Genomic DNA, 14,914 nt, shown 5'->3' with positions numbered 1-14,914 from the left:
GTTCACCGGCAGGTCGGTACGGGGATACGTGGGCACGTGGGTACGGAAAGAGGTCAGGCCATGGCACGCAATGCGACGGGCGGCGGCAGCGGCGGCTCCGGCGAGGGCGGCACCGCCGCGGTACCCGAGCGGCTGCTCGCCGAGGCCACCCGGCTCTTCGCCGAGCGCGGCTACGACCGCACCTCCGTCCAGGAGATCGTGGAGGCCGCCGGAGTCACCAAGGGCGCGCTCTACCACTACTTCGGCTCCAAGGACGATCTGCTGCACGAGATCTACGGCCGGGTGCTGCGGCTCCAGACCGAACGTCTCGACGCCATCGCCGCCCGCGACACCGCCGTGCCCGACCGGCTCGCCGAGGCCGCCGCCGATGTCGTCGTCACCAGCATCCAGAACCTGGACGACACCAAGATCTTCTTCCGCTCCATCCACCAGCTCGCCCCGGAGAAGCAGAAGGCGGTACGTGCCGAGCGCCGCCGCTACCACGAGAAGTTCCGCTCCCTGATCGAGGAGGGCCAGCGCGGCGGCCACTTCCGCGCCGACCTGCGGCCCGACCTCGTGGTCGACTTCTTCTTCGGCTCCGTGCACCACCTCGGCACCTGGTACCACGCGGAGGGCCCGCTCTCCGCCGAGCAGGTCGCCACCGAATTCTCCGACCTGCTGCTGCACTCGGTGCGGCGGCACTGACCCGCTGGGAGCTTTGACGTGAAGGCATGGCGCGTGCACGAGAACGGCGAGCCGCGCGAGGCGATGCGCCTCGACGAGGTCCCCACCCCCGAGCCGGGTCCCGGCGAGGTGCTGCTGCGGGTACGCGCCGCCGGGGTCAACTTCCCCGACGCGATGCTCTGCCGGGGCACCTACCAGATCCGGCCGCCGCTGCCGTTCACGCCCGGCGTGGAATTCTGCGGCGAGGTCGTCGCCGTCGGTGAAGGGGTCACGGACCTGGACACCGGCGCCCGCGTCATCACGCCCGCCGCCCTGCCGCGCGGCGCCTTCGCCGAATACGCCGTCGTCCCCGCCGCCGGGGTGCTGCCCGCGCCCGAGGCCCTGGACGACGCCGAGGCCGCCGCCCTCCACATCGGCTACCAGACCGGCTGGTTCGCCCTGCACCGCCGCGCCGCCCTCAGGCCCGGCGAGACGCTGCTCGTGCACGCCGCCGCGGGCGGTGTCGGCAGCGCCGCCGTCCAGCTCGGCAAGGCCGCGGGCGCCACCGTCATCGGTGTCGTCGGCGGCCCCGACAAGGCCAAGGCCGCCCGTGAGCTCGGCGCCGACATCGTCGTGGACCGGCACGCGGAGGACTTCGTCGCGGTCGTCAAGGAAGCGACCGCCGGACGCGGTGCCAACGTCGTCTTCGACCCCGTCGGCGGCGACTCCTACACCAAGTCCACCAAGTGCGTCGCCTTCGAAGGGCGCATCGTCGTCGTCGGCTTCGCCGGCGGCACCGTCCCCGCGCCCGCGCTCAGCCACGCCCTCGTCAAGAACTACGCCATCCTCGGTCTCCACTGGGGGCTCTACAACACCCACGATCCGGTGGCGGTCCGCCAGGCCCACGAGGCGCTCTGCGAGCTGGCGGCTTCCGGGGCCGTCCGCCCCCTCGTGAGCGAGCGGGTGGCTTTCGACGGCGCCGCCGAGGCCGTTCAACGCGTCGCGGACGGCACGACGATCGGCCGGCTGGTCGTCCAGCCGTAACGCCCTCAGCGCCCCTGAAAAGACCGGCGCGCCGCCCACCGCGGAGGTACCCCTCCGCGGTGGGCCGCTCAAGACACCGGCGTATCGCCCAGCGCGGGCGCGGTCCCCTTACGGGGTCAGGTACTTCTTCAGCTCGCGGCGGGCGAGCGAGCGCTTGTGGACCTCGTCGGGTCCGTCCGCGAGCCGCAGGCTACGGGCGGCGGCGAAGAGTTGGGACAGGGGGAAGTCCTGGCTGACGCCGCCGGCGCCGTGGACCTGGATGGCGCGGTCGACGATGCGCTGGACGGCGACGGGGGTGGCGATCTTGATGGACTGGATCTCGGTGTGGGCGCCCTGGTTGCCGACGGTGTCCATGAGCCAGGCCGTCTTGAGGACGAGAAGCCGCAACTGCTCGATCTCGACGCGGGCTTCGGCGATCCACTCCTGGACCACGCCCTGGGCGGCGAGCGGCTTGCCGAAGGCGACACGGGAGGCGGCGCGGCGGCACATGAGTTCAAGCGCGCGCTCGGCCATGCCGATCAGCCGCATGCAGTGGTGGATGCGGCCGGGGCCGAGCCGGGCCTGGGCGATGGCGAAGCCGCCGCCCTCCTCGCCGATCAGATTCCCGGCGGGCACGCGCACGTCGTGGAAGACGATCTCGGCGTGACCGCCGTGGTCGCCGTCGTCGAAGCCGAACACCCGCATGCCGCGCCGTACTTCGATGCCGGGGGCGTCGCGCGGCACGAGGATCTGGCTCTGCTGGCGGTGCCGTTCGGCGTCCGGGTCGGTCTTGCCCATGACGATGAAGACCGCGCACTTGGGGTTCATCGCCCCGGAGATGTACCACTTGCGGCCGTTGATCACGTACGAGTCGCCGTCCCGTACGATCCGCGTCTCGATGTTGGTGGCGTCGGAGGAGGCGACGTCCGGCTCGGTCATCGCGAAGGCGGACCTGATCTCCCCGGCGAGCAGCGGCTCCAGCCACTCCTTGCGCTGGGCGGGGGTGCCGAATTCGCTGAGGACTTCCATGTTGCCGGTGTCGGGAGCGGCGCAGTTGAGGGCGGGCGGGGCCAAGTGGGGGCTGCGGCCGGTGAGTTCGGCGAGCGGCGCGTACTGGAGATTGGTCAGTCCCGCGCCGTGCTCGCCGGGCAGGAAGAGATTCCACAGGCCCTGCCGCCTGGCCTCGGCCTTGAGGTCCTCCACCACGGGCGGCGCGGTCCACCGGTCGTCCCCCGTGGCCTCGGCGCGCTGCTCGGCGAAGACCGGCTCGGCGGGGTAGACGTGCTCGTCGAGGAACGCGGTCAGCCGCGACCGCAGCTCCTCGGTACGGGTGTCGAAGGCGAATTCCATGGCTGCTCAGCCTTCCTTCCGGGGGGAGTCCTGCGAGGGGCGCGGCCGGCCCTGCCGCTCGGCGTGCCGCCGGAGCCGGTCGAGGCCGCGTTCGACGAAGTGGGGGACGATGCCGCCGATCCGGTCGAATCCGGCGCCGATCGTCTGCCCGAGGGTGTAGCGGTAGTGGATGCCCTCGGAGATGACGGCGAGCTTGTAGCAGGCGAAGGCCGTGTACCAGTCGACGGTCGACACGTCGCGGCCGGACCGCTCGGCGTACCGCTGGAGGAGTTCCGCCTCCGAGGGGTGGCCGGGCGCGCCGCCCGCCGCCTGGATGGGGAAGTCGGAGGCGATCTGCGGCTCGCTGTAGACCAGCAGCAGCCCGAGGTCGGTGAGCGGGTCGCCGAGGGTGGACATCTCCCAGTCCAGGACGGCGGTGAGCCGGTCGGCGGTGTCCACCAGGACGTTGTCCAGCTTGTAGTCGCCGTGGATGACGGCGCCGCCGGGGGAGTCGGGCAGGGCCGCGCCGAGCGCGGCGTGCAGCGCGTCGATGCCGGGCAGTTCACGGCTGCGGGAGGCGTCGAGCTGCTTGCCCCAGCGGCGCAACTGCCGTTCCAGATAGCCCTCGGGGCGGCCGAAGTCGCCGAGGCCGACCGCCGCCGGGTCCACCGCGTGCAGGTCGACCAGCGTGTCGACCAGCGCGAGCACGACCTCGCGGGTCCGCTCAGCGCCCAGCTCCCTGAGCTGGCTCTCGGTGCGGAAGGGGGTGCCCTCGACGAATTCCATGACGTAGAACGGGGCGCCGATCACCTCGCCGTCCTCGCACAGCAGCACCGTGCCGGGCACCGGCACCGGGGTGGCGGCGAGCGCGCTGATCACCCGGTGCTCGCGCGTCATGTCGTGCGCGGTGGCCAGGACGTGCCCGAGCGGCGGCCTGCGGACGACCCATTCGGTGCCGCCGTCGGTGACCCAGTACGTGAGGTTGGACCGGCCGCCCTCGATGAGCTTGCCGCGCAGGCCGCCGCCGACCAGCCCCGGCCGCTCCCGGTCGAGATGGGCGCGCAGCCGGCCCAGATCGAGACCCGGGGGGTTGTCGGTATCGCTCATGCCGTCTCCTCGTCACCGTCGTGGCTTCAGAAATCGTACCGACCAGTCGGTATGTCGTCCAGCTCTTCGCTCTCCCCGTCGCGTCCCGTCCGTCACGTCCGCGCTTGGGAGGCCGCATTGACGGCCGTGGTCACCGCACCTACGCTCTGGACTTATGGGTGAACGTAATTCACATATGCAGACAGCAGATCGCTCCGCCGGACTCGTGATCACCGAGGTGCGGCTGACCCCCATCCTCATCGCCGATCCGCCGCTGCTCAACACCCAGGGTGTCCACCAGCCCTACACGCCCCGCCTCATCATCGAGGTCGTCACCGCCGACGGTACGGCCGGGGTGGGCGAGACCTACGGCGACACCCGCTATCTCGACCTCGCCGCGCCCCTGGCCCGCGCGCTGCCCGGCCACACGGTCAGCGATCTGAACGGGCTGTTCACCCTCGCGGAAGAGGTCTGCGGCGACCCCGCCGACGTCTCCGACTCCGTCGACGTCGGCGGGCTGCGCGGTGTGCAGACCGCCGACAAGCTGCGGCTGTCGGTCATCTCCGGCTTCGAGGTGGCCTGCCTCGACGCCCTCGGCAAGCACCTCGGCCTGCCGGTGCACGCGCTGCTCGGCGGCAAGGTCCGCGACGCCGTCGACTACAGCGCCTACCTCTTCTACCGGCTCGCCGCCCACCCCGAGGGGCAGGGCGAGGCCGACGACTGGGGTCCCGCCCTCGACCCGGAAGGCGTCGTCGCCCAGGCCCGCCGCTTCGCCGACACGTACGGCTTCGGCTCCTTCAAGCTCAAGGGCGGTGTCTTCCCGCCCGACGAGGAGATCGCCGCCGTACGCGCCCTGGCCGCCGCCTTCCCCGGCCGGCCGCTGCGCCTCGACCCCAACGGCGCCTGGTCGGTGGAGACCTCGCTGTACGTGGCCCGCGAGCTGGGCGAGGTGCTGGAGTACCTGGAGGACCCGGCCAGCACCACCGACCGCATGGCCCGGGTCGCCAGCGGCACCTCCGTGCCGCTGGCGACCAACATGTGCGTGACGACCTTCGCCGAGATCCAGGACGCCTTCACGCGCGGCGCCGTCCAGGTGGTGCTCTCCGACCACCACTACTGGGGCGGTCTGCGCAACACGCAGCAACTCGCCGCGATCTGCCGGACGTTCGGCGTGGGCCTGTCCATGCACTCCAACACCCACCTCGGCATCAGCCTCGCCGCCATGACCCATGTCGCGGCCACCGTGCCCAACCTCGACTACGCCTGCGACTCGCACTACCCGTGGCAGACCGAGGACGTCATCACCCGCCGCCATGTCTTCGAGGACGGCCGTCTCGCCGTCAGCGACCTCCCCGGCCTCGGCGTCGAACTCGACCAGGACGCGCTCAAGGCGCTGCACCAGCGCTGGCTCGACGACGACGGGGCCATGCGCGACCGCGACGACGCCGCCGCGATGCGCAAGGCGGACCCGGACTGGCGGACGCCGCCCGTGCCGCGCTGGTGACACACGCGTGTGGGGCGGCGGACCGTACGGCCCGCCGCCCCACACACCTCACGATGTCAGCGCCTCACAGCACCAGCGACAGCAGCATGACGAAGCCCAGCGCCACCACCGAGATCACCGTCTCCATCACCGACCAGGTCTTGAGGGTCTGCGGGACGTCCATCCCGAAGTACTCCTTCACCAGCCAGAATCCGGCGTCGTTGACGTGCGAGAAGAACAGCGAACCGGCGCCCACCGACAGCACCAGCAGCGCGGTGTGCGAGGACGACATGCCCTCGGCGAGCGGCGCGACGAGACCGGCGGCCGAGATGATCGCCACCGTCGCGGAACCGGTCGCGACCCGGATCAGCACCGCGATCAGCCAGGCGAGCAGCAGCGCCGAGATGTGCCAGCTCTTGGACCAGTCGAGGATCATCTGACCGACCCCGCAGTCGATCAGGGTCTGCTTGAAGCCGCCGCCCGCGCCGACGATCAGCAGGATGCCCGCGATCGGGCCGAGCGAGGCGTCCACGGTCGAGGAGATGCGGTCCTTGCTGAAGCCCGCGGCTCGCCCGAGGGTGAACATCGCCACGATCACCGCGGCGAGCAGCGCCACCAGCGGCGTGCCGATGACGTCGAAGATCCGGTACGTCAGGCTGCTCTGGTCGTCCACGATCACGTCGACCAGGGCCTTGGCGAGCATCAGCACCACCGGCAGCAGCATCGTGCAGGTCGTCGCGGCGAAGCTCGGCCGCCGCTCCAGGTCGTCGGAGGCGCGCGCGGGCGTCATCCGCTCCGGCGGCGTCACGTCCACCCAGCCCGCGGCCACCCGGCCGAAGAGCGGACCCGCGATGGCGAGCGTGGGTATCGCGACCAGCACGCCGAGCGCGAGCGTGATGCCCATGTCGGCGTGGATGGCGCCGATCGCGGCCAGCGGGCCGGGGTGCGGCGGCACCAGACCGTGCATCACCGACAGACCGGCCAGCGCCGGGATGCCCAGCCGGATCAGCGACTGGCCGCTGCGCTTGGCGACCAGCAGCACCACCGGGATGAGGATCACGATGCCGATCTCGAAGAAGAGCGGCAGGCCGACCAGACCCGCGATCAGGGCCATCGCCCACGGCAGCCGTTTCTCGCTGGTACGGGCCAGGATCGTGTCGACGATCTGGTCCGCGCCGCCGGAGTCCGCGAGCAGTTTGCCCAGTATCGCGCCGAGCGCGATCAGGGTGCCGACGCTCGCCACGGTCGAGCCGAGGCCGGTCGAGAAACTGGTGATCGTCTTGGCCAGCGGCGCGCCCGCGACGGAGCCGAGCACACCGGAGCCGATGGTCAGGGCGAGGAAGGCGTGCACCTTCCAGCGGGTGATCAGCAGCACGATGACGGCGATACCGGCCAGGGCGGCCAGTGCCAGGCGGGTGTTGCCCGCGTCGGTGATCGGGGACGGATCGGCGGCCAGCAGCTCCACGCTGAGTGCGGACACGGAGGACTCCAGGGGGGAAGGACGGGGACAGGGGGGAGGGGGTTCGAACGGGTGGGGCGGGTCAGTCCTGCGACGTCAGCGGGGTACGGCGGCGAGCGCGCGGTCCGCGATCTCCCGCGGGCCGCCCTCGATCGTCACGACCGCGCCCGCCTCGTCCGGCTCCAGCGGCTCCAGCGTCGCGAACTGCGAGCGCAGCAACTCGGACGGCATGAAGTGCTGCATCCGCGCGGCCAGCCGGGAGGCGATCAGCTCCGGGGACCCGTCCAGGTGCAGGAAGAACAGGTCGGGCGCGCTCTGACGCAGGTGGTCGCGGTAGCGGCGGCGCAGGGCGGAACAGCTCACCACCCCGCCCTTGCCCTCGCGTTGCGCGATCCACGCGCCGATGGCGTCCAGCCACGGCGCCCGGTCGGCGTCGTCCAACGGATGACCGGCCGACATCTTGGCGATGTTGGCCGCCGGGTGGAAGTCGTCGGCCTCGGCGTACGGGACGCCCAGCCGATCCGCCAGCAGGCCGCCGACGGTCGACTTGCCCGAACCGGAGACCCCCATCACGACGACGACGGGGGAGTGCGGTGGGCGCGGGGAGCTGGTCATGCGCTCGAACCTCCTTGTGCAAGCGGTCGGGGACACTCAACGCCATAGGTACTACTTATTCAAGAGTCTGTGATGTAAAAGTCACATGACTGTGCTGCCGCATAAGCTGTCCTCATGCCTCAGCAGGAAGCACCGCGGGACGACGCCGGGGGTCTGCACGCCCGTGTTCTGGCCGAACTCGGCCCCGCCATCGCCTCGGGCGACTACCCGCCGGGGACGGTTCTGCGCATCGACGAACTGGAATCGCGCTACGGCGTCTCGCGCACCGTCGTCCGCGAGGCGGTCCGGGTGCTGGAGGCGATGCACCTCGTGGAGTCCCGCCGCCGCGTCGGCGTCACCGTGCTGCGCAGCGAGGAGTGGAACGTCTTCGACCCGGCCGTCATCCGCTGGCGCCTGGCCGGCGCCGACCGCCCCCGCCAACTGCGCTCCCTCACCACCTTGCGCACCGCCGTCGAACCGGTCGCCGCGGGGCTCGCCGCGACCGCCGCCGGTCCCGCCCAGTGCCGCGAACTCACCGTGCTGGCCGCCGAGATGGCCGCCGCCGCCCGCGCCGCCGACCTCGACGCGTACCTCGTGCACGACGTCGCCTTCCACCGCGTCGTCCTCGACGCCTCGGGCAACGAGATGTTCGCCCGCCTCGGGGACGTCGTCGCCGAAGTCCTCACCGGCCGCACCGAACACCATGTGATGTTCGCCGAGCCCGACCCCGCCGCCGTCACCCTCCACGTCCGCGTCGCCGAGGCGATCCGCTCCCGCGAAGCCGCCGCCGCCGAGGACCTGATGCGCGAGATCTGCGTGGGCGCCCTGCACGAGCTGGACATCCTGGCGCCCTGAAAATCCGTTTACCCGCACGGCCCGGCAGTGCTGCACTAATACGCGTGACCGCTCGTCAACCCGCCCCGCCGCAGCCCTTCCGCTGGGCGCTGTCCTCGTACGAGGGCCGCCCGCCGGACCGCCTCGGCACGCTCGCGGACGGCTCGGAACCCGTACGGCTGTGGCACCTTCCGGCGCTCACACAGTGCACGGGCAAGGTGCTGGCCCGCTCCCGCGCCGCCGACCTCCGCTTCGTCGGCCGCTCGCTGGACAGCATGTACGACCTGCTCACCGGCGCGCTGGAACACGCGGACCGCCCTGGCGGACTCCTGCGGCTCCCCCTGTCGATCCGCCGGTCCGCCCGCCTCGGGCAGCCCCAGCGGGAGCGCTTGCGCGAGCACCTGGCCGCGGCGGGCCTCGAACCGCGCGCCCTGGCCCGCCGCAAGCGCCCGCTGGCCGTGGTCGACGTGGTCCACAGCGGCTCCACCTTCGACGCGCTCCACCGTGAACTGGCCGCGTGGATCGCCGAGAGCCGCGAACCCTGGCCGGTGATCCGCCGCAAGCTGCGCTACGTCGGGGTGACGCCCCGCGGCAAGAGCGGCCCGAACGCCGACCGCTGGCAGCAGTCGCCCGATTCCGCCCGCTGGGTGCGGACGCTGCCCGCCGGACACGTGGTCAACGTGTCGCTGCCCTGGCCCGAATGGGGCTGGTACGGCAATGCGCAGCCCAAGCTCAACGGCACCTTTCCGCCGAGCCGCTGGTTCGACGAGGACGCGGACACACCCTGGTACCACCAGGCGCTCCCGCAGGCGCTGGCCGAGTCGCTGGCGCTGGTGGAGGCCGGCCGAAGCCGTACCGTGCGGGACGGACTCGTGCGGACCGTCGCGGGCGAGCCGGGCTTCGCCGACCGGGAGGTCCGGGCGCTGGTGAGCGTGCTGCGACGACGCTGAGGGGCGCGGCGGGCGCGCCTCACCACAGCTGGGCGCTTCACCACACGAGGGCGCGCGTCACCACAGCTGGGCGCGCGTCACCACACCAGCGCCGCGCCGAACACCGCGAGCGCCACCGTGCAGCCCACCACCGCGACGGCGGCGCCCGGCGCCATCACCGCCGGGTGCGGCGCGCCGCCGAGCTGCTGAATCCTGCGGTGCGCCAGCCGGAGGAAGGCCAGGAACGCGAGCGCCGTCAGACCGATGGCCACCGCGGGGAGCGCCCCGCCCTCGTGGTGCAGCACCTGCCGCCCGGCCAGCACGGCCGTCACCGCGCAGGACAGCGTCGTACGCCGCCACGCCAGCCGCGTTCGCTCCGGCTGGAGCCCCGGATCCCGGTCGTCACCGGGTCGGCCGCCGACTCCCGGCGGCCCGCCGTCCTGGCGGTCGTGGCTCATCCGGCCCAGCCGAAGAGCACCACGCACACCATCGCGACGGCGATCACCGCGATGGCGACCGCGAGCAGCGCGGGGAAGCGGGAGACGGGCAGGTCGGCGCCGCGGCGCATGGCGCGTTCGCAGCGGGCCCAGTGGTTGACCGCGCGCAGCGTGCAGGCGACGCCACCGGCCAGCAGGACGAGCGCCAGCGAGACCCGTACCCAGTGCGCGAGGTGGTCGGTGAGGAACTGGTCGACGGCGAAACCGCCGCCGATCAGGGCGAGCGCGGTGCGGATCCAGGCGAGGAAGGTCCGCTCGTTGGCCAGCGAGAAGCGGTAGTCGGGGGTCGTGCCCTCGTCCCGCACGTGGGCGGGGGCGAACCACAGACGTACGGAATCCCGCGCGGCACGCAGCCGCGCGGGCAGCTCCTGGGCGAAAGCGCTCACGCGTCCACACTAACGACCAGGTCGGAAGCGGGCGCGGGCGGTCACTTCCGGCGGGAGACCGCCGCGATGATCACGGCGAGCACCGCGGCCAGCAGCACCACGCCGACCACGGCGATCACCACATGGCCTGCGGAGCCGCCGCCACCGTCCTGCGGCGGCGCGACGTCAGCGAGCAGCATCGGAGGACTCCTTCCTTCCGTCGGTCGCACGCGCGTCGGTCGCGCTCTCTTCGGGCACGCCCATTGCGGGCGGGCTCTTCTCGGGCGGCCCCTCTTCGGTCGCGCTCGTCCCGGTCGGCCTCGTCCCGGTCGGCCTCGTCCCGGTCAGGTCCGCCCCGGCCGCCCGGCCCCGCTCCCCGAGCCCCAGCACCAGCATCAGCAGCACCGGGAACTCCAGATACGCGTGGTAGCTGGCCACCGCCGCGTACAGCGACCTGCCCCGCGTGTAGTCGCTGACGAACAGCACCGACAGGGCCGCCGCCCCGCCGAGCCCCAGCGCCCAGGCCCGCACACCGCGCAGCACGGGCGCGCGCCGCTCGAACGCCTCGGTCGCGTCCGGCGCGTACCGCGGCATGAACCACACCCACACCACGTAATGCATGGTCTGGAGGAAGGCGAAGACCGCGACGAAGCGCAGCCCGGCGTGCGTGTGCTGCCAGGCGGGCGGGGTGTACGACAGCGCCAGCCGGTCCGTCCAGCCCGAGCCCGCGCCGAGCAGACCGTCGAGGGCGCCGGACAGCAGCAGCGCGGGGATCACCAGCACCCACCCGCACTGCACCGCACGGAAGGCGGCACGGCCGCGCGGCATGGCGCGCGACCACTCCCACAAGAAGAGCAGCGGCACCACATTGTGCAGATGGGCCAGCACCACGAAGTGGTAGGCGGGGAAGGCCAGCGACGCCATGGCGGCGCCCGCCAGCAGGGCGCAGGAGGCGGCCAGCGGTACGGGCCTGGTCCGCAGCGCGTGCACGCAGGCCGCGGCGAGCAGCACGTACGCGAGCAGGATCTCGGCGGTACGGGTGGCGGAGGACGGCGGCAGCAGGCGGCACACGACGATGCCGGTGATGAGCGCGCCCAGCAGCCGCAGGAACGGGCCGTGCAGGACGCCTTCGAACCGGCCGGTCACGTACCGCAGTTCGAGCACATTGTGCAGAATGCCGAAGACCGCGAGGCCCACCACGGCTGTGCCCGCGGGCAGCCGCAGCGAGACGGCGAGCGCCACCGCCGCCGCCAGGACGAAACCGGCGACCGGCAGCGTACGCCCCGCGCGTCCCGTATCGGCCGTGCCCGTATCGCCCGCCAGGGGCGCCCCCACCGCGCTGGCCACTCGTCCCCTCCCCGTGGCACGATCCGCCCGTGCCGTATCCGCTGGCCCTCGCCCTCACCCTGCTCGTCGAGGTGCCCTGCTACGTCGCGGCGGTCACCGCGGCGTCCGCCGTCCGACCGACGCGGACCGCTCTCGCGGCCGTCATGGTCAACTGTGTGACGCACCCGCCGCTGTGGTGGTTCCTGCGGCAGACGCACGGCGCCGCGTACTGGCCCGCCTTCGCCGTCGCCGAGAGCGCGGTCTGCCTCGTGGAGGGTCTGCTGCTCGGCCGACTGCTGCGGCTGCGGGGCCCGTTGCCGTACGCGTCCTCGGTCGCCGCCAACTGCGCCTCGGTCATCGCCGGTCTCCTGGTGGCCGGTTGAGCCGCCGGGCGGTCAACTCCCGTGCGTCGCACGCCATTCGAGCAGCCTGCGGTAGCCGTCGAGGCCGTCCGGCACCCACTCCCACTCGGTGAGCCTGGCGGCCAGCTCCTCCTCGGTGAGGAAGGTGTGCCAGGCCACCTCCTCGGCCTGCGGGGCGACCGGCAGTGTGCACCGCACCTGGTAGACCGACGACCACCACGTCCGCGGCCCGTCCTCGTAGAGGAATCGGAACAGCGGCTCGGGGCGCGGCAGTCCGCTCACCCCCAGTTCCTCCTCCGCCTCGCGCAGCGCCGCCTCCTCGTAGGACTCGCCCGCGCCGACGACACCGCCGACGAACATGTCGTAGAGGGAGGGGAAGACCAGCTTCTCCGCGGTGCGGCGGTGCACGAAGATCCGGTCCTCGGCGTCCCTGGCCAGGATGAAGACGCAGCGGTGCCGCAGGCCCTTGGCGTACGCCTCGCCGCGCGGCGCCCTGCCGACGACCCGGTCGTGCTCGTCCACGATGTCGATGATCTCGTCGGCGGACAGCGGGGGTCGCGGTGTGGGCTCGTTCATGGAGCCGATTCAACCACCGGCCGCCGGACCCGCCCCGGGCGCGCCCCCTGGTGGTCTTGCGCGGCGCGGACACCGGCAAGATGATCGTCCCGGTTCGGTGAGACGGGGGAGTGACGGGAGTGTGGGATGACGGCACACCAGGCGCCCCGGGTACCGCAGGCGCCCCAGACGCGACAGGACCGGCGGGCACCGCGGGCGCAGCGGGAGCGCGGGGCGCCGCTGCGGATCGCGAACTGCTCCGGCTACTACGGTGACCGGCTGTCGGCCGCCCGCGAGATGGTCGAGGGCGGCCCCATCGACGTCCTCACCGGCGACTACCTGGCCGAACTGACCATGCTGCTGCTGTGGAAGGCGCGGCAGCGCGACCCGGACGGCGGCTACGCGGTCTCCTTCCTCGCCCAGATGCGCGAGGTGCTCGGCACCTGCCTGGAGCGCGGCATCAAGATCGTCGTCAACGCGGGCGGCCTCAACCCGGCGGGACTGGCCGCCAAGCTCGCCGAGTTGGCCGCGGTCGGCGGCCTGCACCCGTCCGTGGCGTACGTCGAGGGCGACGACCTGCTGGACCGGCTGCCCGAACTCCAGTCCCGCGGCCACGACTTCGCGCACCTGGCCACCGGCCGCCCGCTGGCGGGCTCCGGCGTCGAGCCGGTCACCGCCAACGCCTACCTCGGCGGCTGGGGCATCGCGCAGGCGCTGCGCGGCGGCGCCGACGTGGTGATCTGCGGCCGGGTCACCGACGCCTCGCTGGTCGTCGGGCCCGCCGCCTGGGCCTTCGAGTGGGCGCTCGACGACTGGGACCGGCTGGCGGGCGCCGTCACCGCGGGCCACATCATCGAGTGCGGCACCCAGGCCACCGGCGGCAACTACTCCTTCTTCACCGAGATCCCCGACCCGGTGCACCCCGGCTTCCCGATCGCCGAGATCCACGCCGACGGCTCCAGCGTCATCACCAAGCACCCCGGCACCGGCGGCGCCGTCACCATCGGCACCGTCACCGCCCAACTCCTGTACGAGATCGGCGGACCCGGCTACCTCAACACCGACGTCGTGGCCCGCTTCGACACCGTCCGGCTCATCCAGCAGGGCCCCGACCGGGTCTCCGTCGGCCCGGTCGCGGGCGAGCCCGCGCCCGACACCCTCAAGGTCTGCCTCAACCACCGCGGCGGCTACCGCAATTCCGCGACCTTCGTGCTCACCGGCCTCGACCTCGACGCGAAGGCGGACTTCGCCGAGGCCACCCTGCGCGACGCGACCGGCGGGCCGGGCCGCTTCGCCGGGTACGACCTGCGGCGCGAACACGGCGGCGAGGCCGACCGGTTGACGCTCACCGTCAAGGACCCGGACCTCGACACCGTCGGCCGCGGCTTCTTCACCGACGTCGCGGGCTCCGCGCTGGCCGGCTACCCCGGGCTCTACCTGGAGCACGCCTCGCCGCGCCCCACCGAGTACGGCGTGTACTGGCCCGCGCTGGTGGCCGCCGACGAGGTCACCGCCGTGACCGTGCTCGCCGACGGCACCCGGCTGCCCGTACCGCGCCCGCCGCACGGCGCCACCGACCTCCGCGAGGGACGGCCGGGTCCGGTGCCCGACTCCGGCCCCGTACCGCCGCCGCTGGTGTCGCCGGTCACCGGACCCGCGCCGCGCCAGGCGCGGACCGGGCCGCCCGAGCCCTTCGGCCGGACGGTACGGCTGCCGCTCGGGACCGTCGTCGGGGCGCGCTCGGGGGACAAGGGCGGCGACGCGAACGTCGGGCTGTGGGCGCGGGACGACGAGGGGTACGCGTGGCTGCGCGCGTATCTGGACGTACCCCGGCTGCGGGCCCTGCTGCCGGAGACCGCGACGCTGCCGGTGAGCCGCTGGGAACTGCCGAATCTGCGCGCGGTGAACTTCGTCGTGCACGGGCTGCTCGGCGACGGCGTCGCCGCTTCCACCAGGGCCGATCCGCAGGCCAAGGCGCTGGGGGAGCGGCTTCGGGGATGCCTCGCGGACGTGCCGGAAAAGCTGGTGGATCTTTTGCAGAGCCAGTACACGCCGTTGCCCAAGAGGTGACATTCGTGGAGTCATGATGGGAATCGTCCGAGGGCGACGGGCCCGCGGGGGTAGTGAAGGGCGGTCCCCATGGACGGCGACATCCTGCGCAAGGCGATCTTTCTGCTGCGTGAGTGCCACGAGTCGGAGCAGCAGGTCGTGACCAGGCTCAAGGACTACTTCCCCGGCCTGACGCTCGGCGACCGGGAGATGTACGTCAGCGAGGCCCGCGACCTCGTGCACGGCATCCACCCCGCCCACTCCGCGCCGCCCGCCCGGTAACCGCCCGCCCGGCCCCTGGCCTCCGGATTCCTGCCGCCCGGGGCCGACGGACCCCCTGACCCGCGCGACCGCCCGGTCCCCTCCTCGCTTCGGGCGGTC

Annotated in this window: 17 protein-coding genes; 8 read left to right on the top strand and 9 right to left on the bottom strand. The window is 72.8% G+C overall.

From position 1 onward, the window contains the following. Positions 1-60: 60 nt before the first annotated feature. Both ACIOC1_RS24170 and ACIOC1_RS24165 read left to right on the top strand, forming a co-directional pair. A complete protein-coding gene (locus ACIOC1_RS24170; RefSeq protein ID WP_355333369.1) occupies positions 61-684 on the top strand; it encodes a TetR/AcrR family transcriptional regulator in 624 nt (207 codons plus the stop codon). A gap of 18 nt (positions 685-702) precedes the next feature. Continuing rightward, positions 703-1,686 carry a zinc-binding dehydrogenase gene (locus ACIOC1_RS24165; protein ID WP_391161262.1) on the top strand — a complete coding sequence of 328 codons (984 nt, stop codon included), beginning with the start codon at positions 703-705 and terminating at the stop codon, positions 1,684-1,686. A gap of 108 nt (positions 1,687-1,794) precedes the next feature. On the opposite strand, the gene ACIOC1_RS24160 is transcribed toward ACIOC1_RS24165, so the two are convergent. Continuing rightward, complete coding sequence (locus ACIOC1_RS24160; RefSeq protein ID WP_355333364.1) at positions 1,795-3,015, bottom strand: acyl-CoA dehydrogenase family protein; 1,221 nt, start codon at positions 3,013-3,015, stop codon at positions 1,795-1,797. 6 nt (positions 3,016-3,021) lie between these two features. Further along, the gene (locus ACIOC1_RS24155; RefSeq protein WP_391161260.1) at positions 3,022-4,101 is read right to left on the bottom strand and encodes a phosphotransferase; all 1,080 of its coding nucleotides are present in this window, start codon (positions 4,099-4,101) and stop codon (positions 3,022-3,024) included. Positions 4,102-4,276: 175 nt separating this feature from the next. On the opposite strand from ACIOC1_RS24155, the gene ACIOC1_RS24150 reads away from it, so the two are divergent. Beyond that, positions 4,277-5,584 carry a glucarate dehydratase family protein gene (locus ACIOC1_RS24150; protein ID WP_355333359.1) on the top strand — a complete coding sequence of 436 codons (1,308 nt, stop codon included), beginning with the start codon at positions 4,277-4,279 and terminating at the stop codon, positions 5,582-5,584. A gap of 64 nt (positions 5,585-5,648) precedes the next feature. Here the strand turns inward: ACIOC1_RS24150 and ACIOC1_RS24145 are convergent, their stop codons facing one another. Beyond that, positions 5,649-7,043, bottom strand: coding sequence for a gluconate:H+ symporter (locus ACIOC1_RS24145; protein WP_391048487.1), 1,395 nt, complete (start codon positions 7,041-7,043; stop codon positions 5,649-5,651). Between the two features lie 75 nt (positions 7,044-7,118). Beyond that, a complete protein-coding gene (locus ACIOC1_RS24140) occupies positions 7,119-7,637 on the bottom strand; it encodes a gluconokinase (RefSeq protein WP_355333353.1) in 519 nt (172 codons plus the stop codon). Positions 7,638-7,751: 114 nt separating this feature from the next. On the opposite strand from ACIOC1_RS24140, the gene ACIOC1_RS24135 reads away from it, so the two are divergent. Further along, positions 7,752-8,471 carry a FadR/GntR family transcriptional regulator gene (locus ACIOC1_RS24135; protein ID WP_401313563.1) on the top strand — a complete coding sequence of 240 codons (720 nt, stop codon included), beginning with the start codon at positions 7,752-7,754 and terminating at the stop codon, positions 8,469-8,471. 44 nt (positions 8,472-8,515) lie between these two features. Next, positions 8,516-9,400, top strand: a complete 885-nt coding sequence (locus ACIOC1_RS24130) for a hypothetical protein (RefSeq protein WP_401856323.1) — start codon at positions 8,516-8,518, stop codon at positions 9,398-9,400. Between the two features lie 77 nt (positions 9,401-9,477). Here ACIOC1_RS24130 and ACIOC1_RS24125 read toward each other — a convergent pair whose 3' ends face one another. The 4 genes from ACIOC1_RS24125 to ACIOC1_RS24110 are packed head-to-tail and all read right to left on the bottom strand — an operon-like array spanning position 9,478 to position 11,588. Then, on the bottom strand, positions 9,478-9,837 hold the full coding sequence (locus ACIOC1_RS24125; protein ID WP_401313565.1) for a DUF202 domain-containing protein: 360 nt from the start codon (positions 9,835-9,837) through the stop codon (positions 9,478-9,480). After that, entirely contained in the window at positions 9,834-10,262 is a 429-nt protein-coding gene (locus ACIOC1_RS24120; protein ID WP_401856322.1) for a YidH family protein, read from the bottom strand. The genes ACIOC1_RS24125 and ACIOC1_RS24120 overlap by 4 nt, the downstream gene beginning before the upstream one ends. A gap of 41 nt (positions 10,263-10,303) precedes the next feature. Then, positions 10,304-10,441: a hypothetical protein gene (locus tag ACIOC1_RS24115; RefSeq protein WP_355333343.1), complete on the bottom strand. Its 138-nt coding sequence runs from the start codon at positions 10,439-10,441 to the stop codon at positions 10,304-10,306. Further along, positions 10,428-11,588, bottom strand: coding sequence for a hypothetical protein (locus ACIOC1_RS24110; protein WP_401856321.1), 1,161 nt, complete (start codon positions 11,586-11,588; stop codon positions 10,428-10,430). Before ACIOC1_RS24110 ends, ACIOC1_RS24115 begins: the two co-directional genes overlap by 14 nt. A 29-nt stretch (positions 11,589-11,617) precedes the next feature. Between ACIOC1_RS24110 and ACIOC1_RS24105 the strand changes: the two genes are divergently transcribed. Next, positions 11,618-11,950: a hypothetical protein gene (locus ACIOC1_RS24105; RefSeq protein ID WP_401313569.1), complete on the top strand. Its 333-nt coding sequence runs from the start codon at positions 11,618-11,620 to the stop codon at positions 11,948-11,950. A 12-nt stretch (positions 11,951-11,962) separates the two neighbouring features. On the opposite strand, the gene ACIOC1_RS24100 is transcribed toward ACIOC1_RS24105, so the two are convergent. Continuing rightward, on the bottom strand, positions 11,963-12,505 hold the full coding sequence (locus ACIOC1_RS24100) for an NUDIX hydrolase (protein WP_401313571.1): 543 nt from the start codon (positions 12,503-12,505) through the stop codon (positions 11,963-11,965). Positions 12,506-12,631: 126 nt separating this feature from the next. Here ACIOC1_RS24100 and ACIOC1_RS24095 point away from each other — a divergent pair, with 126 nt between their 5' ends. Both ACIOC1_RS24095 and ACIOC1_RS24090 read left to right on the top strand, forming a co-directional pair. Further along, positions 12,632-14,554, top strand: a complete 1,923-nt coding sequence (locus ACIOC1_RS24095; protein ID WP_391048475.1) for an acyclic terpene utilization AtuA family protein — start codon at positions 12,632-12,634, stop codon at positions 14,552-14,554. Positions 14,555-14,623: 69 nt separating this feature from the next. Then, positions 14,624-14,815, top strand: coding sequence for a hypothetical protein (locus ACIOC1_RS24090; protein ID WP_188283824.1), 192 nt, complete (start codon positions 14,624-14,626; stop codon positions 14,813-14,815). Positions 14,816-14,914: the final 99 nt, after the last annotated feature.

It is taken from the genome of Streptomyces sp. NPDC088197, from assembly GCF_044741185.1.
Lineage (GTDB): Bacteria > Actinomycetota > Actinomycetes > Streptomycetales > Streptomycetaceae > Actinacidiphila.
This window is presented reverse-complemented; position numbering and strand designations above follow the sequence as displayed.

Excerpts from the sequence above, each read along its gene's own strand:
- ACIOC1_RS24170 (WP_355333369.1), top strand. The coding sequence starts at position 61 with ATGGCACGCAATGCGACGGGCGGCGGCAGCGGCGGCTCCGGCGAGGGC.
- ACIOC1_RS24160 (WP_355333364.1), bottom strand. The coding sequence starts at position 3,015 with ATGGAATTCGCCTTCGACACCCGTACCGAGGAGCTGCGGTCGCGGCTG.
- ACIOC1_RS24155 (WP_391161260.1), bottom strand. The coding sequence starts at position 4,101 with ATGAGCGATACCGACAACCCCCCGGGTCTCGATCTGGGCCGGCTGCGC.
- ACIOC1_RS24150 (WP_355333359.1), top strand. The coding sequence starts at position 4,277 with ATGCAGACAGCAGATCGCTCCGCCGGACTCGTGATCACCGAGGTGCGG.
- ACIOC1_RS24140 (WP_355333353.1), bottom strand. The coding sequence starts at position 7,637 with ATGACCAGCTCCCCGCGCCCACCGCACTCCCCCGTCGTCGTCGTGATG.
- ACIOC1_RS24135 (WP_401313563.1), top strand. The coding sequence starts at position 7,752 with ATGCCTCAGCAGGAAGCACCGCGGGACGACGCCGGGGGTCTGCACGCC.
- ACIOC1_RS24125 (WP_401313565.1), bottom strand. The coding sequence starts at position 9,837 with ATGAGCCACGACCGCCAGGACGGCGGGCCGCCGGGAGTCGGCGGCCGA.
- ACIOC1_RS24115 (WP_355333343.1), bottom strand. The coding sequence starts at position 10,441 with ATGCTGCTCGCTGACGTCGCGCCGCCGCAGGACGGTGGCGGCGGCTCC.
- ACIOC1_RS24100 (WP_401313571.1), bottom strand. The coding sequence starts at position 12,505 with ATGAACGAGCCCACACCGCGACCCCCGCTGTCCGCCGACGAGATCATC.
- ACIOC1_RS24095 (WP_391048475.1), top strand. The coding sequence starts at position 12,632 with ATGACGGCACACCAGGCGCCCCGGGTACCGCAGGCGCCCCAGACGCGA.
- ACIOC1_RS24090 (WP_188283824.1), top strand. The coding sequence starts at position 14,624 with ATGGACGGCGACATCCTGCGCAAGGCGATCTTTCTGCTGCGTGAGTGC.